A 24,348-nucleotide genomic window follows, 5' to 3' on the forward strand; every position below is an offset into this window, starting at 1 on the left:
CATACAGTGTACACCTTTTCGGAGCGCGACGAGCCTCTTGTCGGGATCGAACCGACGACCTGCCGCTTACAAGGCGGCCGCTCTGGCCATCTGAGCTAAAGAGGCGTGGCATGCGTGTCATGCGTGCACCGTGGTGATGGTGCCGCACCCCGCGCATGCGCGAGCTACCAGCATAGCAGACCGGATGGAATCACTTGCCGGTGGTTCAGGGCGATCAGTGAGCAGGTCAGTGATCAGACGAGGGAGACGGGCTTGCCGTCCGCGCCGATCGACGGCAGCTGTCCGGCCTGGCCGACCTGGCTGTCCTCGAGGCCCAGCGCCTGGACCAGACCCGCGTCGACCGTCAGGTCGGCGGTGGTCAGCTGGTTCATATCCCAGAAGTTGCCGTTGATCGTGACTGTCGGCGTGGTCATCTGGCCCTTGAGCTGGCCGGACACGTTCAGCAGATCGGTGCGCTTGGGCAGATAGGTGTTGATCGCGTCGAGCCAGTCGGTGTACTTGCCCGTGACGGACGCGTCGGCCACCTTCTGCGAGACGCCGGCCTTGACCGCCTGCTCCTTCATCTGGTCGTCGGAGGTCTTCTTGCCGGAGTTCTCGGCCGGCTGGAAGTCCTCGGCGTACATGTTCTGGAGGAAGCCGAGGATGTGGCTGGCATCCTTGTCCTGCTCGGTGAGCGCCAGCAGCATGTTCGCGGCGCGCGTCGAATACTCGTCGCTGCTCCACTGGTCGCCGAACGACATCGGATGCAGCTCGAGGTTGATCTGGCCGGCCTCGACCAGCTTGGTGAGGGTCTCGCCCGCGGTGCGTTCGAAGTTGCCGCAGCCGGAGCACATGAAGTCCATGTAGACGGCGACGGTCGGCGCGTCGGCGATCTTCTCGCCCACGCCGTCCTTGGAGACGAGCACGCCGCCCTTCTCGTCCGCGGTGCTCGGCTTGTCCTTGACGTCCTGCAGCTTCGCGTACGCCTCGTCGACCGTCATGTTGGCCTGGGCGGTGCTGGCGGCGTGCGAACGGTAGAGCGCGATTCCCGCGATGGCGATCAGCGCGATGACGACCACGACGACGATCGCGCCGATGATGGTCTGCTGCTTGCGCTCCTTCGCCGCCTGCTCGGCGCGGGCCCTGGCGGCCGCCTCCTCGGCCGCGCGGCGTGCGGCGCGGGTCTTGCGCTTGTCTGTCTTATCGGCGTTCGCCATGGGTATGTGATCCTTTCCCCGAATGACCCGGTTCTCCCGGTGCGATCTGCGGTGTGATCCGCAGCGTGATATGTCGATACGAGACATATCAGACGATCTTGTCGCAAGTGTAGCCCGTATGCCGCCTTGATCGCATGCCGGCGATTGAATTTCGCGTGAATTACACGTTCGGCTGATTCGGCTGGTACTGCTGATCCGGCTGATTGGTCGGTTGATTGGCGACGGATCGCCCGCGCATCGCGCCCGCGGCGAGACGAATCGCCTCAGAGAACGGCCACAGCGACGTGAGGATCCACGCAGTCGCCGCCACGCCCGCCGCAACCAGATTCGTCACGGAGAACGGCGCCACATCGGTCAGCCACGGCACCTGATACGGCCAGTAGCCGTTCGGCATCGGCACCTGCTGCCACGGCAGATCGAGCGCGATCGTGGCGAACACCATGCACAGCACGTCAAGCAGCGCGAACTGCAGTGTGCGCGCGATCGTCGCGGCCAGCCCCTTGACCAGATGCCACGGCAGCTGCACGATGCGCAGGGCCGAATCCGACCCCTTGCGCTCGCCGCCGCGCTTCGACTCGCGGTCGAGCTGCGCGGTCTCGCTGTAGCCGACCGTGAACAGCAGCCAGAACAGCAGCGCCGCGGCGATGAGTCCCGCAACCGGCCAGACCGCCGCCGCGATCATCGGGATGACCATCATCACCACGAGCGGCAGCACGCCGTGACTGACGTACTGGCCGCGAAGCCGATCGGCAGCATTCGCGTGATTCGGCAGTCCGGATCGGCCGAACTGGCTGTACTGGTTTGGACGCTGATCCATCGGCAGAGGCATCACCGGAGGCATGTTCTGCGGCGCGCCCTGCGCGGGCGTGCGCAGGAACTCGGGAACTGTGCCTTCAATGGCGGCGGTGCGCTCCGGATCGGCGGGGTTGACGGGAGGCTGAGGCTGCTGTATCGGCTGAGGGAACAGCGGTTCCGGACGCGGAACCTGCCGGCCGCCCGGATGCAGCGGAATCGTCGAGACGCCAGGTTCGGAGGATACACGGGAAGGAATGCTCTGGCCGGGCCGTACCGGTGGCGTCGTCTGACCCACCGGCATCACCGTGGTGCGTTGCGGACGGCCGGAATCCGGGCCGTCCTTCGGCGGCTTCGGAGGCATTATCTGGGTTTTCGATGTCGCATCATCGTCCATCGGAGTGGACATGGCGGCACGAGATGACTGCGTGGCCTTCGCGCTCACCGGCGGCACATACGCCGGCGGAAGATCGGCGGGTTTCGGCGTCTGCCGCGACGGCGACACCTGTGCGAACTGTCCGGACTGCGCGAATCGCATCGGACGCGCGTCGGCGGAAGGTTGGTTCGCATTGGTCGCGATGCGTCGCAACGCGGGGCGGGCGGCGGGATTGTCGGTCATACCGTCGCGGGGATTGAACGGTTCGGGCGAACCGACGGCCGGCATCACCCTGGTCGAACCGGGTGCATCGGGCGCGACCGGCGGCGGGGGAGGGGTCAGCAGACCGGGCACGTCGTTCGGGCCGAGCCGATCGCTCGGCAGGGCTACCGTGCACTGCTCCGGGCTCAGCGCGCGCGTGGCGGCGAGAGCGTTGGAACCGGTGTCGTTGAGAATCGCCGTGGCGTTCGTATCCGCCGACGCGCCCGGCCACAGCGTGCGCGTGCTGACGACATCGCCGGTACTGGCGACCATGCCAGCGGTATCCCCGCGTCCGGCATCCTCACGACCAAAAGGGTGCATCACCCCGTTCGTGGGGTCCGTGCCGTTCGCGCCATCCCATCCCATGGGATTGAGCGCATCCAACGCGATCGCATGCAGCAGCTGATCCGGCGTGCAGCGCTTCGTCGGATCAGGGTTCAGCGCGCTGCGGAACGCGGTCATCGTGTGCGCGGGCAGACCCGCGAGATTCGCGTTGCCCGACGCCTCGCGCTCCAGCACCGCCATCATCGGCTTCGTGCCGAACACCGGCTCGCCCATCGCGGCGAACGCCAATACGGACGCCACCGACCACCAGTCGGTCGCCTCGTCCGATTCGGCGCCCTCGATGATCTCCGGGGCGATGAACCCCGGCGTACCCATCACCAGACCCGTACGGGTGACGTGGCTTTCGCCCTCGCCCATCGCGATGCCGAAATCGACCAGAATCGGACCGGTGGCCGACACCATCACGTTCGTCGGCTTGATGTCGCGATGCACGATGCCGGCCGCGTGCACGGCCTTCACCGCCTCGATCAACTTGCGGGCCAGACGCTCCAGATCATCGCCCACATACCGGCCGTTCGCGGCGACGTCGTCGCGCAGATTCCGGCCTTCGATCAGTTCGGTGACGATGAACGCAAGCGCGTCGTCGAGTTCCATGTCGACGATACCGCACACGCCGGGGTGATTGACCTTCTTCAGGGCCATCGCCTCGCGGCGCAGGCGCTCGCGGGCGGTGACGTGCTCCTTGAGATTCGGATCCTGCGGTGCCGACTGACGGTTGCCGGGGGTGCCGCCGTTGCCGGAATCGGCGTCGGCGAAGTCGTCGGACAGCGAATCGCGCAGGATCTTCATCGCATACACCTGACCGCCGCCGTCACTGACGCGCCACACCGATCCCATCGCGCCCGAACCGAGACGGGAGATGAGGGTGTAGCCGCCCACCACCTCGCCCGGCTCTAGGGTCAACGCGTTCACATCACTCATACCCCCATCCTATCCATGTCCCACGGAACCCGTTCCGTGGAACCGCCCACCGTACGTTCTTCGTGGTGTTTTCGGCCGTAATCCCGGAGGACGTACGCTGAGGGCAGGTCACCGTACGTTCCTCCGGGCTATCTCGGTCGTATCACCCGTATTCGTATGCTTACCGGCGGGCAGAGTACGAATACGGGTGGTAGAAGCCTCATAGCCACGGGGAACGTACGCTGAGCCCGAGTCACCGTACGTTGGCGGTGGCATCGCCGTCAATGGCCTCGGGGAACGTACCGGCCGGATCATACGGTCCGGTCCGACATGGCGTCTGACGGGCTGTCGCTTGAGGGTCGGAAGCAGAATATGCGGTCGAAATGACAGGATGGGCTGGACGGGCGATGAGGTCTGCGCCGCTCAGGCACAATCAAATCAACGACATCGACGACAAGGACGACAAGGAAGTGTCGAAATGCCGGCATGTCGGAATCGAAGAGAACCGTAGCTGGATCAAGGAGGAGAATCACCATGCTACAGATCAACATGGCCGACGTGATGGGAGTCATCAATTCGGTGATCCCCTATCTGGTGGCCGTAGGAATTCTGCTGGCACTGGCCATCATCATCACCATTGCCGTCAATAAGAAGACGGTGAAGACCGTGGCCAGCCGCAAACTCGTTCATTCCGAATCCTGGCTGGTGGCATTGGTCGGCATCGTCGTGGCCGTCTCGATGATGCTTTCCGGCCCGTTGGCCACTCTGCTCAACAATGCTACAAGTACGAAGTACATGCTGTCCGATGACACGGTTGCCGCGGCGAACAAGCTTGCCAAAGATGTGCAGGCCGAAGCCGTCACCATGCTCAAGAACGATGACGACAACCTGCCGCTCGCCTCGAAGAAGGTGAACGTGTTCGGTTGGGGTTCCACTAATCCGGTCTATGGAGGCACAGGTTCCGGTTCCATGTCCGAGCAGTACCCGACGGTATCCCTGCTGGACGGTCTCAAGCAGGCCGGCATCGAGACCAACGCCGACCTGACCAAGCTGTACACCGACTACCGCAAGGACCGCCCCGAAGTCGGCATGTGGGCGCAGGACTGGACCCTGCCGGAAGTACCCGCCGACCAGTACTCCGATTCCCTGATCTCCGAAGCGAAGTCCTTCTCCGATGAGGCCGTGGTCGTCATCACGCGCGTCGGCGGCGAGGGCGCCGACCTGCCGATGAACATGAAGGCCGAAGGCATCACCTATACGAACAACTCCAAGGATTATGAGGACTTCAAGGCTGGTGAGGGTTTCCTGCAGCTGAGCCAGACCGAACGCAACATGCTCGACTTGGTCACCAAGAACTACAGCAAGGTCACGCTCGTCTACAACGGCGCCAACACCTTCCAGCTTGACTTCCTGAACGATTATCCGCAGATCAAGTCCGTGCTGTGGTGCCCGCCGGCCGGCCAGACCGGCTTCTCCGCGCTCGGCGAGGTGCTCGCCGGCGCCGTCAACCCCTCCGGCAAGACCTCCGACACCTTCCTCAAGGACCTCTCCAAGAACCCGTCCACCAACAACTTCGGCGACTTCGACTACGACAACGTGGACGATCTGGCCGTTGAGGTGATCGACGACCGCACCGGCAGCAAGCTGCATGTTTCCCCGACATTCGTGAACTACTCCGAAGGCATCTACGTGGGCTACAAGTTCTATGAGACCGCCGCCGACGAAGGTCTCATCGATTACGACGACACGGTGCAGTATCCGTTCGGCTACGGCCTGTCGTACACCACCTTCGAACAGAAGATGGGCGAGGTTTCCTACAAGGACGGCAAGGTGTCGTTCGACGTGACCGTCACCAACACCGGCGACAAGGCCGGCAAGGACGTCGTCGAGGTCTACTACAACCCGCCGTACACCAACGGCGGCATCGAGAAGGCGTCCGTGAACCTGGTGGCCTTCGAGAAGACCAAGGAGCTCGCCCCGGGCGAGTCCGAGACCGTCGGCATCGAGTTCGATGACGACGACATGGCCTCCTATGACGAGCATGACGCCAAATCCTGGGTGCTGGAACAGGGTGACTACGTGATTTCGCTGCAGTCGGACTCCCACAAGGTGATTGATTCCGCCACCGTGAGCGTGGACAAGACCATCGCCTATGACAGCGATGACAACACCCACAACGGTGACAAGATCGTGGCGACGAACCAGTTCCAGAACGCGGAAGGCGACGTGACGTATCTTTCCCGCGCCGATCATTTCGCCAACTATGCCGAAGCCACCGCCGCGCCGAGCGATTTCAGCATGTCCGACAAGATCAAGTCCGAATACACCAACAACGGCAACTACGATCCGGCCGAGCATAACGACGATTCCGACGAGATGCCGACCACCGGTGCCAAGAACGGCGTCAAGTTGTCCGATCTGTATGGCAAGGACTATGACGATCCGCAGTGGGATCAGCTGCTCGACCAGCTCACCTTCGACGATATGGATTCCCTGATCGCCAATGGCGGATACGGCACCCCGGCGGTGACCTCCGTGGGCAAGATCCAGGTGACCGACGCCGACGGCCCGGCCTCGCTGAACAACAACTTCACCGGCATCGGCTCCATCGGCTTCCCGGCCTCCACCGCATTCGCCTGCACATGGAACCGTGACCTCGCCAAGCAGTTCGGCGAGATGATCGGTGACATGGCCCACGATATGCATGTGGCCGGCTGGTATGCCCCCGCCATGAACCTGCATCGCAACGCCTATGCGGGTCGTACCTTCGAGTATTTCTCCGAAGACACCTTGCTCTCCGGCGTGATGGCATCCCAGCAGATTGCCGGTGCCCGTGAGAAGGGCGTGTACTCCTTCATGAAGCATTTCGCCCTGAACGAGCAGGAGACCAACCGTACGATGACCTTGACCACGTGGGTCAGCGAACAGGCCATGCGTGAGACCTACCTGCGCCCCTTCGAGATGAGCGTCAAGGAAGGCGGAGCCCAGGCGGTCATGAGCGCGTTCAATTACGTGGGGCCGACCTACGCCGCAGCCTCATCCAACTTGCTCAACACCGTTCTTCGTGACGAATGGGGCTTCCAGGGCTTCGTACTCACCGACTACTTCCGTGGTCGCGGATACCAGGACGCCGATCAGGAGATTCGCAACGGCAACGATTCCATGCTCGCCACCACCGTGACCACCAACCACGTGACCGACAAGTCCGCCACCTCCGTCAAGGCGATGCGTCAGGCCAGCCACAACATCCTCTACACCGTGGCCAACAGCTGGATGTACGAGAACGGCGAGCCCAAGGTCGCCACCCCGATGTGGAAGACCGCGATGTACGCCGTCTGGGGCGTGACCGCCATCCTCGTGATCGGTCTCGAGTTCCTCGCCATCCGCCGCTTCCTCGCCCGCCGCAAGGCCGCGACCGTCGCGCCGGTGACCGAGGCCGAGTAGCCCCGACCGGAACCGCCCGCTAACGGGCAATCGGGGATGTCTCGTCTGAGTCTTCCGACTTGCCGTCACCGAGCCATCCCCGTCACCTCATGACAGCAACCTCTCGCAGACGCCCCCGTTAGCGAGAGGTTGCCGTCATTGAGCCTTGCATGCGTCACGCGTGCGTCATTGCATCAGTGCCCATTTCCACGCTGGCATGATGTGTATGATGCCGGATTCAGTGTCGATGGTCTCCTCGTCGTGCATAGTCAGGATCGCGCCCGAGTCGAGACCGGTGCGTTGCATGACCGTGGTCAGCGATCCGATTTCCCTCTTACGGGTCTTCTCCGTCGTCATCTGGGCTGTCACCTGATAGAGCGCATACGGCTCTGCCGCCAACGCGTCACCGACGAGGAAATCGACCTTCTCCTGTCTGGAACCGGGCATGGTGTACGACGTAACCGCTTCCGTGCGCCGTCCGGCCGTCCTCCGTCGCAGCTCGCAGAACACGGCCGTTTCCAGCCGTTTGCCGAGATCCTGTTGATTCGCGCGGGACACGGCATAGACCATGCCCTGATCGATTGCGTATACTTTCGGCACGCCGGTGCTGTTCGGTTTGAGTGAGGTGGTGTATTCGGGCAGTTCGTGGATCAGATATGCCTGCCTGAACAGTTCCAGCAGTGTGTTGACCTTGTCCCAGTACACTTTCCAGCCGTTGTCTTTCAACGCCGCGACCAGCGAGTTCACGGACAGTTCGCACGCGGTGTTGCGCAGCAGGTAGAGTGCGGTCTGCGTCGCCATCGCGATGTTCTCACGCCCGAACCGTTCCGCGACGTCGCGCGCGACCACGTCACGCATGTAGCTTTGCAGCATCTCGATGCGGTCGGGGGTGTCAAGCCGCTGTACTCCGGGGAACCCGCCGGTGACCAGATACCGTTCGTAAGCGCCTTCGAAATCGGTGGTTTCCTGTGGCGAGAACACGGGGGCGGCGGACATGACGGCCGGATCCGGTACGGCGAGACCGTGAAACTCACAGTATTCACGGAACGACAATGGCGACATCTCGTGCGGATGCGAACGGCCGCGGAAGTTCGTGGCGATTTCGTCGCTGGATAGTTTCGACGATGATCCGGTAATGACGAGCGTCACACGCTCATGCTCCGCGATGCGTTGGCAGAATCCCTGCCAGTTCGCACATTCCTGCACTTCGTCAAGAAACAGGTATGCGCCGTCGCGTCGGGCTTCGGGGACTTGACGCCAATATTCGTTGACGATGTCGTCCAGAACCGTGTCCAGCATCGGCTGGAGGCGATCGTCGGCGAAGTTGAAGTAGAGGATGCGGTCGCGCGGCACGCCGGCGTCGAGCAGATCGCGGATCTTCTGGAACAGGTAGAACGTCTTGCCGCAACGGCGGATGCCGGTGATGATGTGCACGATGTTGAATGCGGCGGGCTCGTCCAGCTTGCGGATGACATCATCCCGTCGCAACGGCAGGGGGAAGCCGAAGCGCATGGCCTCCCTCACCAGCATGGCATACGATTCGCGTGGATTATCGGGAACCATCGGGTTCCTCCCGTCATCGATAGTCAGCAGGTTTCTACAACACCCAATACTACAACTTCTCAAGAATTTTGAGAAGTTTAGGTGATAGCTTCTCAAAATTATTGAGAAGTTACATTTTGGGTCTTTTACGGCGGTTCTGGTCGTTGCCATTTGTACGCAGCGTCTGCAATCGCATGGTGGACTGTTGAACCGTTCTGTAGTGTGTCCATAATTGCAGTACGAGGTGGCCGCTGAAGGTGGTCGACGGGAGAGACCGTGGCCGCTGGCCGATTCCGACTCTTGTGGTTTCTGCAGGGACAGAAGGATTTCAGCCGATTATCCGATGGGTGTCTCTTCGCGCAGAAGAAAGTCCTTGAGACCGCTGACGGTGATGTCGTGGTCGTGGTAGACGCCTTCAGTGCGCATGACGACCGTTCTGTGGTCGTTGGGAACGTTCAGCAGCGAGCCGATGGAGCGTAGGTGCTTCGCGAAACGGTCGTGATACATGCGCCCCGATTTGATTTCGATGAGTTCCGGCTTGGTCTGCGAATGCGTGCAGTCGATGAGGTCGACCTCGATTTTGCTGTCGTCCCGGTAGAAATACAGCTCCGGGACCTTGAGCGCGTTGTAATAGCGTTTGACCGTTTCGCTGATGACCAGATTCTCCACGATTTCGCCGAACAGCGGGTGTTCCTGCAGGTCCTGGATCGTTTCGATGCGCAGGAGATGACAGAGCAGTCCGGTGTCATGGAAATACAGCTTGGGCGTTTTGGTCAGTCGTTTGTTGAGGTTACTGAAGTATGGGGGCAGCCGGAACGTGATGTAGCTCGATTCCAGAATGGAAAGCCATGATTTGACGGTGCGGTATGCCACACCGGCTTCATTGGCCATCGACGTCTCCCGGATGAGCCCGCCCACATGTTGTGCGCATAGGCGCAGGAATGTGCGGAAGGCCGTGAGGTTGCGCACGTCAAGGTAATCAGCGACATCGCGTTCTATATAGCTGCCGAGGTAGCTTTCGAAGAAGATGCTTCGCGGGATATGGGCATCATGGAGGTGTGGGTATCCGCCGGTGATGATGAATTCCTCGACCGTCATGGCTGGATTCGCCCGTACCGCCTCCGCGTAGGAGAGCGGCAACAGTCTCAGCACTCCGACTCGCCCGGCCAGAGACTGTTTGATCTGCTTCAACAGCAGGAAGTTCTGCGATCCCGAGAGAATGAACTGTCCCGGTTTGCCTATGTCATCCGCGGTCACCTGAATCATGGAGAACAGGTCGGGTGCGTATTGGGCTTCATCGATGATCAGCGGCGGCTGGCGGTCTTTGATGAAGCTGATCGGGTCGGCGTTGGCCTTGTTGCGCAGTTCGGGATTCTCAAGGTTCAAGTAGTCGTATTCAGGGAAAACGCTGCGTACCAACGTGGATTTTCCGCTTTGCCGTGGGCCGGTGACGGATACGACGGGGAGCCATGTTGCCGATCGTTTCACTTGTTCGGACATCAATCGGGGAATCATGATGATGGGGAACCTCCCGTCGCAATCATATGGATCGTCATAACGTTGACATAGGAATTACCACAGCCTTGATATAGAGATTACCATAACATTGACATAGAAAAAACCACAGCATTGACATAGGAAAGCCCGTAGAAGGCGGTTTCATCAGGTCGGGTGCGGGAAATCCCCTTCCCTCAACCTGAAAAATGCCCTTTGCGCAGTTGAGGGAGGAGTGATTCCCTCTCAACCATGCCTCAGGACATACCATCACTCATCCGCTCGAACTAGACGCAGCATGTCTGTCGCGCAGAGACGCGCAGACTCGTACAGAGCCATTCATGCGGGGGAAACGACAGGTTGTGTGCGGGGGCGAACTCATCGGCCGCAAACCTGCTTGAATCGAAGACAACAAGCGAACCGTGCAACGGCGTACAGGAGAAAAACGATATGGAACTCGAAGAGCTTTCGGTGACCGAGAAGGCGGCGATGCTTTCCGGCGGATCCGAATGGGACTCGCGCGGCAACGACCGCGCCGGCATCCCCAGCTTCGTCATGAGCGACGGACCCCACGGCGTGCGCCGCCAGCTCGGCGAAGGAGACCACCTCGGCCTCGGCGCCTCCAAGCCCGCCACCTGCTTCCCGACCGCCGGCACGGTCGCGAATTCGTGGGATCCTGCCCTCGCCGAGGAGATGGGCGAGGCCCTCGGCCGCGAAGCGCACGATCTCGACGTCAACGTGCTGCTCGGCCCCGGACTCAACATCAAGCGCAATCCGCTGTGCGGCCGCAACTTCGAGTACTACTCGGAGGATCCGATCGTCGCCGGGCGCATGGCCGCCGGCCTGATCCGCGGCATCCAGTCGAACGGCGTGGCCGCCTGCCCGAAGCATTTCGCGGTCAACAGCCAGGAGCTGCGCCGCCAGGCCTCCAACTCCGTCATCGACGAACGCACGATGCGCGAGATCTACCTGACCGGTTTCGAGATCGCCGTGCGCGAGGCCAAGCCTATGACCATCATGACCTCCTACAACGAGATCAACGGCGTCTACGCGCACGAGAACAAGCACCTCCTGCAGGACATCCTGCGAGACGAGTGGGGCTTCGACGGCATGGTCGTCTCTGACTGGGGCGGCTCCAACTCGGCCGTCGCCGCCGTCAAGGCGGGTGGTTCGCTGGAAATGCCCAGCCCCGGCCTCACCTCCGTGCGAGAGCTCGAAGGCGCGGTCGCCGCCGGCACGCTCTCCGAGGCGGACCTCGACGCCCGCGCCCGCGAGGTCGCGAAGATCGCGCGACTGATCCGCACCACCGGCGTCGGCCGCGACGACCTGCTTAAGGACGACATCGCCGCCGCGCACCACGAGGTCGCGCGCCGCGTCGCCGAAGGCTCGATGGTTCTGCTCAAGAACGCGCCCATCACTGCGGCTGGAACAGCCGAAACAGCTGGAACAGCCGGCGCCCCCGTCCTTCCGCTCAAGCCGGGCACGCGCGTCGCCGTCATCGGCGACATGGCCCAAACGCCACGCTTCCAAGGCTCCGGCTCGTCGAAGGTGAACGCCACGTGCGAGGAGAACATCCTGGACGCGCTCAAGACGCAGGAATCCGCCGCAGACACCGACTCGCCGTCCGTCGCTGTCGCCGGCTACGCGGCAGGCTACGACCGTCAGGGCGCCGCGAACCAGACCCTGATCGACGAGGCCGTCGCGCTCGCCTCCCGCGAGGACGTCGACGTCGCGCTCGCCGTCGTCGGCCTCGACGAACGCAGTGAATCCGAAGGCCTCGACCGTTCCACGATGGCGATCCCGCAGGCGCAGAACGATCTGGTCGCCGTGCTCGCGGCCACCGGCAAGCCGGTCGTCGTCGTGCTCGTCGCCGGATCCCCGGTCGAACTGCCCTGGCATGACAGCGTCGCCGCGATCCTGTACGTCGGCCTGTCCGGCCAGGCCGGTGCATCCGCCACCGTGCGCGCGCTCGCCGGCGAGGTCAACCCGTCCGGCCATCTCGCCGAAACGTGGGCCCTGCGCTACGACGACTGCCCGTCCGCCGGCTGGTATCCGGCCGTCGGCCGCGACGCGATCTACCGCGAGGGCCCGTTCGTCGGCTACCGCTACTACGAGACCGCCGGCGTTCCGGTGCGTTTCCCGTTCGGCTACGGCCTGTCCTACTCCACGTTCACGTACGACGCGATCGCGCTCGCCTCCGACGGCTCCGGCATCGACGTCACCGTGACCAACGACTCCGACGTGCCCGGCTCGACCGTCGTCCAGCTGTATGTGAGCGGCCCGTCGCGATCGGCGGTGTCTGGACAGACAGCTGCGTCCGGCGTGCTGCGTCCCGTGCGCGAGCTCAAGGGATTCACGAAGGTCGCGCTCGCGCCGCACGAGACGAGGACCGTGCGCATCGCCTTCGACCGCTACACGTTCCGCCATTTCGCCGCCGCTGCCGGTCCGTCCGGCACGTCCGGCGCGGGGGAGTGGCGCGTCGAAGCGGGCGATTGGACGATCGCCGTCGGCCCGGACGCCAAAACCCTGCCGCTGAGCGTGACCTGCACGATCGCCCTTCCCGAGAACGGCGACGCCGAAGCGCACTCCGACGGCATGCTGTTCGGCATGCCGATCATCGCCCCCGAGGCGGCCGCGTTCCAATCCGTCGCCGATCCCGCGCTCGGCCACTACCTCAACGGCGACGTCAAGCACGTCACCGACGCCGAAATGACCGCGCTGTTCGGACATGAGGTGATCGCCCCCGGCAAGCCTGCCGTACTCGGCGTCAACGATCCGATCTCCTCGTGGGGCGATTCGCGCGGATTCGTCGCGCGCACCATCGCCAACATGCTCGCGAAGCGCGAGCGCACGGTGCGTGAGAAGACGGGCGCGCCCGACCTCAACACGCTGTTCATCCTCAACATGCCGCCGCGCGCGATGAGCAAGATGACCCAAGGCATGGTCGATTCCGCGATGGTCGACGCGATCGTGAAGATCGGCAACGGGCGTACGTTCCGTGGCTTGGGATCGCTGATCTCCGCCTACTTCCGCAACCAATCCGCCAACAAGCGCACCGCAAAGGAGCTGAACCATGAGTGATACGACGAACCCCACGTCCACGCAGGCCCCCACACCCGCCGAGCTCGCCGCGATGGGCCCGGTCCGCCGCTGGATCGCCACCCACCCGACCATCTGGGAGTTCATCCTGTTCAACGTGCTGTCGAACATCTCCACGATCGCCCGATTCGTGGTCACGTGGATCGGCACCGCGGTGTTCGTCGGCGCGCTGGGACTCACCGCGCCGTTCCACTTCCTGATCTTCAACTATCCGGAAAGCGGCAACGGTCTGGGCGGATTCCTCACGTTCCTCACCGCCGAGGTGTTGGCGCAGGTCGTCAACTTCTTCGTGCAGATGAAGTGGGTGTTCAAGTCCGATTCCAGCTTCCGCAACGCCGCATGGAAGTATGCGATCCTCGCCGTGGTGATCGTCGTCGTCAATCTCGTGCTGCCCGGCTACGTGACCGCGCTGTGCCAGGGCTGGGGCATGAACGCCGGCATCGCAGGCACGATCGCCTCGATCGTCAACACGCTGCTCGCCGTGGTCGTCAGCTACCCGATCCTCAAGTTCTGGATCATGCCCAAGGGCAAGTAGGGTCAGTCGGGTGACCCGTTTTCTGGCTCACGGGGGATCTCTCCCCCAGTCAGCTTGGCGCTGACAGCCCCCTCGTCAGAGGGGGCCGACTACTGTTCACGGAATGAGGACGGTCAAGGTGAACCAGTGGTCCTCGGCGTGAATCGACACCTCGCCGCCGTACTGCGCGGCGATGTGTCGGATCGACTTCACGCCGAACCCGTGCCGCGACTTGTCCTGTTTCGTGGTGCGTAGGTTGCCGGCCGCGTCACGGCTCAGCGGCGTCGAATCGTCGAAGTAGTTCTCGACGCGGATCACCGTGAACGCGCCCTGCCGGTACAGGGCGAGGCGGATCAGCCGCTGCTGAGGGTCCGTGAGCCGCGACGTCGCCTCGATCGCGTTGTCCAGCGCGTTGCCGAACAGCGTGGCGATGTCCATCGACGACATGTTCGATTTCGCGAGCAGCGACCCGTCAGCCACGGCGGTGAACGTGATGCCGCGTTCGTCGCACGCGCGCGTCTTCGTCGTCAGAATCACGTCGAGCACCGGATTGCCGGTGTGCTGCTGCGCGCTGTACTCCGCCACGGATCGCTCCAGCTGCTCGAATCCGGCCGCCGCATGCTGCGGATCGACCTCCGCACGCAACGCGGCGATCTGATGCTTGAGATCATGCGCAAGCCGTCCGATCGACTCGAGATTCTCCTTCGACGCCAGATACTCCTGATGCTGGCTCTCCAATTGCGCGTTGATCGAGGCGAGCTCCATGTTCGCCGCGAGCCGACGCGCCTGCTCCTGCTGCGCGTACAGAATCGCGAAACCGCAGAAATCGACCAGCGTGCGGATGTAGAACACCTCCTGACCGATGCGCCCGGAGAACGGCGTGTTCGTCGAGACGAAACTCAGATTGCTCATCGCAAACGTGACCAGCGTGATCGCCACCGTGCCCACCGCCAGCTGCGGGGTCACGGTAGTCGGCTCGTCACGGCTGAAATTGCCGCGTTCCACGAGCCACGCGACGCAGAAGCACACCGCGTACACGGCGATCAGCGTCACGAGGGAGACCGAGATCGACACCCATTGCGGCGGATCGTCGACTCCGGCGGCCGCGCGCAGGAACGTCGCCAACTGCCAGTGCAAGGACGCCACCAGTTCCGCGAGCACGAACGCGCGGGCCCCGATGTACAGGCCTTCGCGCTTGCCGGTGCCGGCCCCCAGAAGCACGATCGCGAACATGCCGCCGAACGCGAGCAGCATGCCGATGATCCAGAACCAGATCGGCATCATGCCGTCAAAATACTGGATCGCGATCATCGCCGGCAGACCGATCGACGCGACCGCGACCGTGCGGCGCATCGGCACGCGGCGGTGGATCACCGCGAGGTACATGACGCACGCCAGCCATTCGCACGCCGCCGTATACAGGCGCGGGATGTCCGGCAGGGCGTTCGTGATCGTGTTCATCGTGTTCATCGTGTTCATCGTGTCCATCATGTGCATCAGGCTGTCCGTCACATGCCGCCGGTCCTGCCGGTTGCGCCGGTGCCGCCCATGTACTCGGCCAGCGCGGTCATGAACGCCTTCTTGCGCGGGCGACTCACGCGCAGGCGCTCGCCGTTCGACATCACGCAGTCCTGATCCTCCATGCCGCGCACATGTCGCAGGTTCACCAGATAGCACGAGTTCGAGCGGAAGAAGTCACGCGCCTCGAGCCGCTCCTCGAACGACTTGAGCGTGCCCGTCACCGACAGCTTCCCGTTCAGCGTGTGGATGATGATCGTGTGCCGGATCGACTCCACGTAGAGCACGTCCGCCAGCTCCAGACGCTGCTGACGACCACCCGCGTCGATGAGCATCGCCTCATCCGCGCGCCGGCGCACCATGTCGATCGACCGCTTCATCTCCTGCTTGAACGCGAACCACGGCACCGGTTTCAACAGATACGACAGCGCGCCCACCTGATAGCCGTTGATCGCGTACTGCGGCGCCGCGGTGATGAACACGATCACGACCGAATCGTCGCGCTCGCGAATTCGACGCGCCGCCTCCATGCCGTCCATGCGCTTCATCTCGATGTCGAGCAACAGGATGTCGTACACCGGCCGGTACTGTTCGACGATTCTCTCGCCGTCGTCGAACACGGACACGGTGAATCGCACGCCGTCGCCGGGTTGCCCGCCGTCCCGGCTTTCCGCCTGATAGCGGTTGAGATAGTCCAGCACCTGCTGGCATGCGGTGGCGTCGTCCTCGACCACCCCGACACGGATCTCGCGCATGCGAACCTCCCTCGCGCATCCCTCGCATCCCTACGCTTCGATTGTATCGGTGGGATCACGAAATCTGCCTAATTTCACCGTTCGTTCGCTTCGGGGCGTTACTCTGGTGCGCATGGAACTTGAGCCGTTGGTCAGCATCATCATCCCGATCTACAAGGTCGCGCGGTTCCTCGACACATGCGTCGAGAGCGTGACGGCGCAGACCTACCGCAATCTGGAGATCCTGCTCGTCGACGACGGATCGCCCGACGAATGCCCAGCGATGTGCGACGCATGGGCCGAACGCGACTCGCGCGTACGCGTCATCCACAAGCCCAACGGCGGCCTGTCCGACGCGCGCAACGCCGGCATCGCGCATGCCACCGGCGACTACATCTACTTCGTCGACTCCGACGACGCCATCGCGCCGAACCTCGTGGAGGACTGTCTCAGGGCGATGCGCAAGTATGACGCCGACCTCGTGATGTTCAAGTTCGACACGATCTCCGAGTCCGGCAGGACGCTGCTGTCCGACTACCGTCACAACGATTTCGATCAGGTGCAGGTGCTCACGCCGGTCGAGACGATCAAGATGCAGGTCAAGGCGGAGATCGACGGCTATTTCTGGGCGTTCCTCGCGCCCGCGTCGACCTATCAGGGCACGGGGTTCTCGTTCCCAGTGGGCCGCAAGATCGAGGATCTCTCGCGCATCTGCAACGTGATCGGCGCCGCCACGCGCGTCGTGCGCATCCCCGAGGTGCTCTACCACTACCGCATGCGCGGCGGGTCGATCACCGCCACCGCCGACCCCAAGCTCATGCGCGACTGGATGAAGGCCGCCGACGATCGCGAGGAGTACATCGACGAGCGCTTCCCCGAGCTCAAGGGGTTCATGAAGCTCCAGCAGCTCAACTTCTTCGCGAACCTCGACTACGAGACGATGCGTCAGTCGCTGATCGCCGGTCTCAAGATCGACCCGGAGGACGCGGACGCCCTGCGCCGGCGTATCGACGGACTGCGCAACGACGTCGAGAAGGACGACAGCGAGACGATCCCGGACGCACTGCTCGAACTGCTCGGCATCCTGAAGCTGGCCGTCTCCAACGGGGTGAACGGGCTGGTCGAGGGAGCGGCGGTGCCGGTGGGCGCCGTGCCGGCTCGGCCGGGCGCTTCCGGTGCCTCCGTCGCATCCGGTGCGGGGTCAGTCGATTCGACGGGGAAGGACGAGTCGGACGAGCAGGGCGAGAAGCCGTCGCTGTCCGATCTGTTCCGCGACATGCGCGAGGACTGGCGTCAGATGCGCATCCAGTGGGTCGATGCGATGCAGAATGCAGTCGAGGAGCGTCAGCGGGATTGAACGGCTCAGGGCATCCGGGTCGGTTCGACTGGTTCGGTCGGGTCGGATTGATGTTAACCGGTGTTTGGCGTGATGTGTGATTCGCATCACGCGGTGTAGTCGATTCCTTGTGTGCGACACGCCGTGATCCTTGCATAAAACGCTTGCGAAAGCGCTTTCCTTGATTTGGTCGTCAGACCGTGTATAGTGAAGCGCAGGCTCGACGGAGGAGTCCGGAGGGTCCGCAATAAGTAAACGCCGAGGTTTGCGGTTTACCGGATGTTGCAGTGATGCGGCGGAAGGTGACGAACGGATCAAAGCACAGTAAGTAAAGCAACCAGTAATCCCTTTACAACGGATCGTGAGGCACGTACCTGCCTCTGAAAGGATGAACAATGGCAGAAGTTATCTTCGACCACGTCACTCGTATCTACCCGGGCAACGACAAGCCCTCCGTGGATGATCTCAACCTCGACATCAAGGACGGCGAGTTCCTCGTTCTGGTCGGCCCCTCCGGCTGTGGTAAGTCCACCACCCTGCGCATGCTGGCCGGCCTCGAGGAGGTCAACAAGGGCCGCATCCTGATCGGTGATAAGGATGTCACCACCATGCAGCCGAAGGACCGCGACATCGCCATGGTGTTCCAGAACTACGCGCTGTACCCGCACATGACCGTTGCCGACAACATGGGCTTCGCCCTGAAGATCGCCGGCACTCCGAAGGAGGAGATCCGCAAGCGTGTCGAAGAGGCCGCCAAGATCCTCGACCTGACCGAGTACCTCGACCGCAAGCCGAAGGCTCTGTCCGGTGGTCAGCGTCAGCGTGTCGCCATGGGCCGCGCCATCGTGCGTAAGCCGAAGGTCTTCCTCATGGATGAGCCGCTCTCCAACCTCGATGCGAAGCTCCGTGTCCAGACTCGTACCCAGATCGCCGCTCTGCAGCGTCAGCTGGGCGTCACCACCCTGTACGTCACCCACGACCAGACCGAGGCCCTGACGATGGGCGACCGCATCGCCGTCATCAAGCTCGGCATCCTGCAGCAGGTCGGCGCCCCGACCGAGCTGTACGATCGCCCGGCCAACGTCTTCGTCGCCGGCTTCATCGGCTCCCCGTCGATGAACATCAACGTGCACCCGGTTGTCAACGGCAAGGCCCAGATCGGTGAGGACACCGTGGACCTGCCGGCCGACGCCGTCAACAAGCTCACCCCGGAGGACGGCGGCAAGATCGTCGTCGGCTTCCGCCCGGAGGACGCTTCCCTGGCTCCGGCCGACGACCCGAACGCCTTCTCCCTGAAGGTCGTGAACGTCGAGGACCTCGGCTCCGACGGCTACATCTACGGCAACATCATCACCGACGGCTCCGCCGCCGAGGAGGCCCAGGTCATGTCCGACCAGAACAAGCTCACCACGGTTCGTGTGAACCCGCGTGCGCTGCCGAAGGTTGGCGAGACCGTCAAGATCAAGATCGATCCGGCCAAGATGCACCTGTTCGCCCCGTCCACCGAGCTGCGCCTCAACTGAGACCGGCTCCACGCCAATCGCTTCCGGTAGTTGACTGCCGTCGGTTCGGTCCGCGCGACCGGCCGGCGGTGTCCGCCGGGTTCGCGATTGCCGATTACAGACTTGGCCGAACAGCTGTTGGTTCGGTCAACCATTAAACGAGACGTCTCTCTTCCTCTCTATTCCGTCTCGTTGAAGAAGCCCCGCTATGTTGCGGGGCTTCTTTTTGCGCGCGATGTTGGTGTTATGTCGCGCTGCGCTGCGTTGCGGTGTGGCGCCCATGTTTCCTGTGGGGTGTCCCTGTTTCCGTGGGGTGTCCCTGTCTCCCAAGGGGTGCCCCTGACGCGGTTTCCCATGGTGTGGTTCCCGGTGCCATCGCGCGGTGTCTTTCCCATGAAGTGGTGAAATCCCCATGATGCGGTGACGCAAAACGGCGGAATCATGCGGTTTATGGAAAACGGCTCACCGCGTCATGGGAAAGTCACCGCGCCATGCGCGTGCAGACCGCGCGATGGAGGAGCAATCGGAACCTCGTAAAGGGTGCGTATGCCACCGCGGGGGAAGGCGGTATCGCGTGGGAGGGGGCGGTATCGCCGTGTGCGGTGTCACTGTGAGTTGTTACCATAACTTCCGAAAACTGAATAACGAATCTTTACGCCGTGTATCGCGCGCATCGCATGCACTTGGCCTCCGCTGAGCGGGAGCCGCCGTGCACATGCGTCGATGGGTTAACAAGGCGTGACCGCACCGCCGTGCGGCACGTTTGCGAACCATCCGATCCGATACCGGGGGATTGCCAGCAACGAAGCCGTGCGGCCCTGACCAGCCTAAGGAAAAACGATGAGCCGACTTAACGGCAATAGCAGCGGCAACGCAACAAACGCACCGCATGGCAACATAACCGGCGCCAACGCAACAGGCCCCAAGTCAACCGTCAATACCTCCCATCGGAATCGCCCTGATCGCCCCGATAAGCCAGGTCACCCCGGTTCCGACGATTCCTTCACCTCCGCACCCATTTCCGGCCGCATCGGCGACCTGTTCGCTGCCGTCATACGCCTGTGCCGACGTGTGCCGATGCTGCCGGTCGTGATCCTCTCCGCGATCCCGATCGCATTGTTGTGGGACGCGAAGCCGTGGGGTTCGGCGCCCTGGGTGAGCGCCCTCGCAACCCGCATGAGTATGAGCAGCGGCGACGGCGCGGCCTCCTCCAGTGCGATGCCATTCCCGCCCGACCCGTCGATCGGCCAGTGGATCGTCGTCGCGCTCGTCGCCTACACGGTCGTCGACACTGTGCGCGGCATGATCGACGACATCCGCCACGGACAGGTCGGCGTCGATCTGCTCGCCGTGATGGCGCTGCTTTCCACCCTCGCGGTCGGCGAATACTGGGCCAGCTGGGCCGTCGTCCTGATGATCACCTCCGGCGAGGCGATCGAGGAATACGCGCAATCGAAGGCCGAAGGCAACCTGAACGCACTGCTTCAGGCCGCACCGCGCACCGCGCACGTCTCGAACATGCCCGGCGTCGGCGAGGGAACCGGCGACTCGTGGTTCAACACCGTGCCGGTCGACCAGGTGAAACCCGGCGACGTGATCATCGTGCTGCCGGGGGAGACCGTGCCAGTCGATGGCGAGCTGCTCTCCGGTTCCGCAACGCTCGACCTGAGCGCGATCAACGGCGAACCGGTGCCGCGCGAGGTGTACGCCGGCGCGCGCGTCATGTCCGGCGCGGTGAACGGCGCGACCACGCTCGCGATGCGCGCCACCGAACTCGCCGCCGACTCGCAGTACCAGCGGATCATGGCGCTCGTCTCCGAGGCTCAGGAATCACGCCCCGCGGTCGTACGCGCCGCCGACCGACTTGCCGTGCCGTTCACCGTGCTCTCGCTCGCCATCGCGGGCGTGGCATGGGCGGTATCCGGCAGCCCGACGCGATTCGCGCAGGTGCTCGTGCTCGCCACCCCCTGCCCGCTGCTCATCGCCGCGCCGGTCGCGTACATCGCGGGAACAGGGCGACTCGCCGCCGCCGGCATCCTCATCAAAACGCAGGATGTCCTCGAATCGCTGGGGCGCGTCACGCAGATCTTCTTCGACAAGACCGGCACGCTGACCGTCAAGCAGCCGCAGGTCGTGCGCGTCGAACTGCTGAAGGGCGACGGCGATGGCACGAAGGTCGCCACCGGGACACCGGCGACGCCTGCCGCCGTGCACGCTTCGGTCACCGGCAACGACGATGAACCCGCAGCAAGGCATCGCCCGCGACTGGACGAGGACCACGTCCTGATGTTCGCCGGCGTGGTCGAAAGCTACTCGGTGCACGTGCTCGCCAAGGGCATCGCCGCAGCCGGACGCGACGCGATCGAACGCCTCCACGCCCGCTACGCCGCCGGACAGCGCAACTGCCCGGAACCGGAGGCGAGCTGGGCGGGGCATGGCCGTGATTATCCGGTCGTCAAGCACGTTGAGGAGATCGCGGGCAAGGGCATCGCCGCCGAGGTCAACGGCCATGCGGTGCGCGTCGGACGACTCTCCTTCGCGGCCGCCGGCGACGATGGCTTCCTGTCCACCGGGTCTGGGGCCGGTCTTGGTTCGGGTCTTGGTTTGGGGGTGCAGCAGCCGTCAGCACTCGCCGCGGCTGGCCCGTCCGACGCCTCGGCCGATGCCCAAGCCGGCCTGCGCCGTACTCGCTTCGGCACGCTCGCGGCGGACGAGATGGCCTCGTACGTGTCTGTCGACGGGTATCTCATCGGACGCATCGTGCTGCGAGACGTGCCGCGCGCCAACGCGCGTGAGACGCTCTCCGGTCTGCACGCGCTGGGGGTCGAGAAGCTGACGATGCTCACCGGCGACAAGCGCGCCTCCGCCGAGATCATCGCCCGCGAGGTCGGCATCGACGAGGTCCACGCCGAACTGTTCCCCGAGGACAAGGTCGCCGCGGTGCATGACGCCCACTCGCCTGTCACGATGATGGTCGGCGACGGCGTGAACGACGCGCCGGTGCTCGCCGTCGCCGACCTCGGCGTCGCGATGACCGACGGCACGTCCACCGCCGCGTCCGAATCGGCTCAGGTCATCATCATGAACGACGACATCGCCGCCGTGCCGCGTGCGATCGCCATCGCACGGCGCACCAGGCGCGTGATGCTTCAGGCCGTGATCCTCGGTCTCGCGCTCGCCGTCGTCGGCATGGTCGCGGCCGCGTTCGACCTGATCCCGGTCGTCGTCGGCGCCTTCCTGCAGGAGGGCATCGACGTGGTGAGCATTCTCTGGGCCCTGACCGCCGTCATCGATCGCGACTGATGAATCGGCACCCATCCGGCATTCGGTTTCGCCGCCCAACATCAGCCATAGGATACGTGCGTCATGCGTCAGGCGCTTGCCGCGATGGACGGCATCCAGATGCGATGGCTGCATGACCTCGAGCACATCGATCTGGTCGAGGAATGGCGGCTGCTCATCGACCGCATCCTCGCGTGATCGCCTTTGGGCCGTGTCCGCACCTTCGCGGCTCATTTCTTAGGCATATTTTGCATTTCTTAGGCAGGTGGCCGTTGTGCTGGCGGTCAAGTGTCGGCTTAAAGTGGCCATTTTCCAAGGTGGCATCCGATTGATTCGTTGAATGACCTGCCTAAGAAATGCAGAAAGTGCCTAAGAAATGTGAGGAAGACGGCTCTTCCGCGATTCGCCGGCCTGCGATACCCTGTAAGGCGTGACTGAATCTTCGAATACTGCTGAAAACACCGCGAACACTGCGAACGAACTGCGCATCGCCGTGATCGGCGCCGGCCCCGCCGGCGTCTACTCCTCCGACATCTTCCTTCGCCAGCTCAAGAAGCTCGGCACGGAACTCGGTCTCGGTACCGAGGCCCGCATCGACCTGTTCGAGAAGCTGCCGGTGCCGTTCGGCCTGGTCCGCTACGGCGTGGCCCCCGACCATCCGTCCATCAAGTTCATCGCGTCCGCACTTGAGAAGACCCTCGACAACCCGGACATCCACCTGTACTGCGACGTCGAATTCGGCAAGGACGTGACGCTCGACGACCTGCTCGCGCGCTACGACGCCGTGCTCTTCGCTACCGGCGCGGTCAAGGACAAGCCGCTCACGATCCCTGGCGCCGACCTCGACGGCGTGTACGGCGCGGCCAAGTTCGTCGAATGGTATGACGGCTACCCCACGGGTGCGCGCGAATGGCCGCTGACGGCCGAGAACGTCGCCGTGATCGGCGGCGGCAACGTCGCGATGGACGTCGCGCGTGAGCTCATGCGCAATGCCGACGACCTGAAGGCCAAGACCGACATTCCGGACAACGTCTACGAAGGCATTCAGAACAACAAGGCCAAGGTGCTGCACCTGTTCATCCGCCGTGGCGTGGCCCAGGCCAAGTTCAGCGTGCAGGAGCTGCGCGAGATGGAGAAGCTGCCCGGCGTGCAGCTCATCATCAACGAGGACGACTTCGAACTGGACGACGAGACCATCGAGGTCGCCGGTCAGGACAAGCTCACCCGCCAGATGGTCGAGGAGCTGTTCGCCATCCGCGAGATGGCCGAGGACATGGAGGACGACGGCGACGTCGACTTCGAAGGCAACCCGGCCGACCGCAAGTACTACGTCCACTTCAACTCCGCCCCCACCGAGATCCTTGGGTCTGACGGCAAGGTCAAGGCGATCCGTGTCGAGCGCACCGAAACCGGCGCCGACGGCAAGATGCACCGCACCGGAGAGTTCACCGACTACCCGGTCGAGGCCGTGTACCACGCGATCGGCTACAAGCCGGCCGAGGCGCCCGGCATCGCCTACGACGAGCACGGCGCGCACCTCGCCAACGCGAATGGCGACGGCCGCATCACCACCGAGGCCGATGGGGGAGAGGTGCGCGAGCGCCTGTACGCCACCGGTTGGGCCAAGCGCGGACCGGTTGGCCTGATCGGCTCGACCAAGTCCGACGCGCTCGCGATCGTCACGAACATGCTCGAGGACCTCGCCAAGGCCGCGGAGGGTGGTCGCGTGGCCGCCGATCGCGACCCCGAGTCGATCGATCGACTGCTCGCCGAGCGCGGCATCAAGCCGATCGACTTCGCCGGCTGGAAGAAGGTCGACGCCTTCGAACGCGCCGAGGGCGCCAAGGAGGGTCGCGAGCACAAGAAGGTCGTCGAACCCGACCAGATGCGCGAGCTCGCCCTCGCCTGATCTGTTCGCTCTGATCCTATAGGATCCGCCGATGGTGTGCCCCTGTGGCTGCTTGGTGCGGTGGATCCTGTAGGATCGGACGTTTTGTTCCCCGTCAGTGTGGCGTAGTTTGGTCGTTTCACGTC

The 24,348-nt window shown here is 63.5% G+C and carries 13 protein-coding genes and 1 tRNA gene; 7 read left to right on the forward strand and 7 right to left on the reverse strand.

Going from position 1 to position 24,348, the window contains the following annotated elements; genetic code table 11:
• Window positions 1-31 precede the first annotated feature (31 nt).
• The 3 genes from EMB92_RS06850 to EMB92_RS11700 form a co-directional block, all read right to left on the reverse strand.
• Window positions 32-105: transfer RNA gene (locus EMB92_RS06850), tRNA-Thr, on the reverse strand.
• Window positions 106-233: 128 nt separating this feature from the next.
• Window positions 234-1,196, reverse strand: coding sequence for a DsbA family protein (locus EMB92_RS06855; protein ID WP_150394242.1), 963 nt, complete (start codon window positions 1,194-1,196; stop codon window positions 234-236).
• A 160-nt stretch (window positions 1,197-1,356) separates the two neighbouring features.
• Window positions 1,357-3,891 (reverse strand): serine/threonine-protein kinase, encoded by a 2,535-nt coding sequence (locus EMB92_RS11700; RefSeq protein ID WP_223847608.1) that lies wholly within the window; start codon window positions 3,889-3,891, stop codon window positions 1,357-1,359.
• A gap of 513 nt (window positions 3,892-4,404) precedes the next feature.
• Between EMB92_RS11700 and EMB92_RS06865 the strand changes: the two genes are divergently transcribed.
• Window positions 4,405-7,314: a glycoside hydrolase family 3 protein gene (locus tag EMB92_RS06865; RefSeq protein WP_150394243.1), complete on the forward strand. Its 2,910-nt coding sequence runs from the start codon at window positions 4,405-4,407 to the stop codon at window positions 7,312-7,314.
• 165 nt (window positions 7,315-7,479) lie between these two features.
• Here the strand turns inward: EMB92_RS06865 and EMB92_RS06870 are convergent, their stop codons facing one another.
• Entirely contained in the window at window positions 7,480-8,856 is a 1,377-nt protein-coding gene (locus EMB92_RS06870; RefSeq protein ID WP_223847609.1) for an ATP-binding protein, read from the reverse strand.
• A 315-nt stretch (window positions 8,857-9,171) separates the two neighbouring features.
• On the reverse strand, window positions 9,172-10,335 hold the full coding sequence (locus EMB92_RS06875) for an ATP-binding protein (RefSeq protein WP_223847610.1): 1,164 nt from the start codon (window positions 10,333-10,335) through the stop codon (window positions 9,172-9,174).
• Between the two features lie 444 nt (window positions 10,336-10,779).
• On the opposite strand from EMB92_RS06875, the gene EMB92_RS06880 reads away from it, so the two are divergent.
• Both EMB92_RS06880 and EMB92_RS06885 read left to right on the forward strand, forming a co-directional pair.
• Window positions 10,780-13,410, forward strand: a complete 2,631-nt coding sequence (locus EMB92_RS06880; RefSeq protein WP_150394245.1) for a glycoside hydrolase family 3 C-terminal domain-containing protein — start codon at window positions 10,780-10,782, stop codon at window positions 13,408-13,410.
• Entirely contained in the window at window positions 13,403-13,963 is a 561-nt protein-coding gene (locus tag EMB92_RS06885; protein ID WP_150394246.1) for a GtrA family protein, read from the forward strand. Before EMB92_RS06880 ends, EMB92_RS06885 begins: the two co-directional genes overlap by 8 nt.
• A 96-nt stretch (window positions 13,964-14,059) precedes the next feature.
• Here the strand turns inward: EMB92_RS06885 and EMB92_RS06890 are convergent, their stop codons facing one another.
• Together EMB92_RS06890 and EMB92_RS06895 are read right to left on the reverse strand one after the other, a co-directional pair.
• The gene (locus EMB92_RS06890) at window positions 14,060-15,433 is read right to left on the reverse strand and encodes a GHKL domain-containing protein (protein ID WP_395951885.1); all 1,374 of its coding nucleotides are present in this window, start codon (window positions 15,431-15,433) and stop codon (window positions 14,060-14,062) included.
• A 17-nt stretch (window positions 15,434-15,450) separates the two neighbouring features.
• A complete protein-coding gene (locus EMB92_RS06895; RefSeq protein WP_150394247.1) occupies window positions 15,451-16,215 on the reverse strand; it encodes a LytR/AlgR family response regulator transcription factor in 765 nt (254 codons plus the stop codon).
• A gap of 112 nt (window positions 16,216-16,327) precedes the next feature.
• On the opposite strand from EMB92_RS06895, the gene EMB92_RS06900 reads away from it, so the two are divergent.
• From EMB92_RS06900 to EMB92_RS06915, 4 genes are all read left to right on the forward strand, one after another.
• Complete coding sequence (locus EMB92_RS06900; protein WP_190973595.1) at window positions 16,328-17,551, forward strand: glycosyltransferase family 2 protein; 1,224 nt, start codon at window positions 16,328-16,330, stop codon at window positions 17,549-17,551.
• A gap of 374 nt (window positions 17,552-17,925) precedes the next feature.
• The gene (locus EMB92_RS06905) at window positions 17,926-19,053 is read left to right on the forward strand and encodes an ABC transporter ATP-binding protein (RefSeq protein WP_043166197.1); all 1,128 of its coding nucleotides are present in this window, start codon (window positions 17,926-17,928) and stop codon (window positions 19,051-19,053) included.
• Between the two features lie 1,056 nt (window positions 19,054-20,109).
• Complete coding sequence (locus EMB92_RS06910; RefSeq protein WP_150394317.1) at window positions 20,110-22,335, forward strand: HAD-IC family P-type ATPase; 2,226 nt, start codon at window positions 20,110-20,112, stop codon at window positions 22,333-22,335.
• A 409-nt stretch (window positions 22,336-22,744) separates the two neighbouring features.
• Window positions 22,745-24,223, forward strand: coding sequence for an FAD-dependent oxidoreductase (locus EMB92_RS06915; RefSeq protein WP_190973596.1), 1,479 nt, complete (start codon window positions 22,745-22,747; stop codon window positions 24,221-24,223).
• Window positions 24,224-24,348: the final 125 nt, after the last annotated feature.

It is taken from the genome of Bifidobacterium callitrichos, from assembly GCF_008698085.1.
Taxonomy (GTDB): Bacteria; Actinomycetota; Actinomycetes; order Actinomycetales; family Bifidobacteriaceae; genus Bifidobacterium; species Bifidobacterium callitrichos.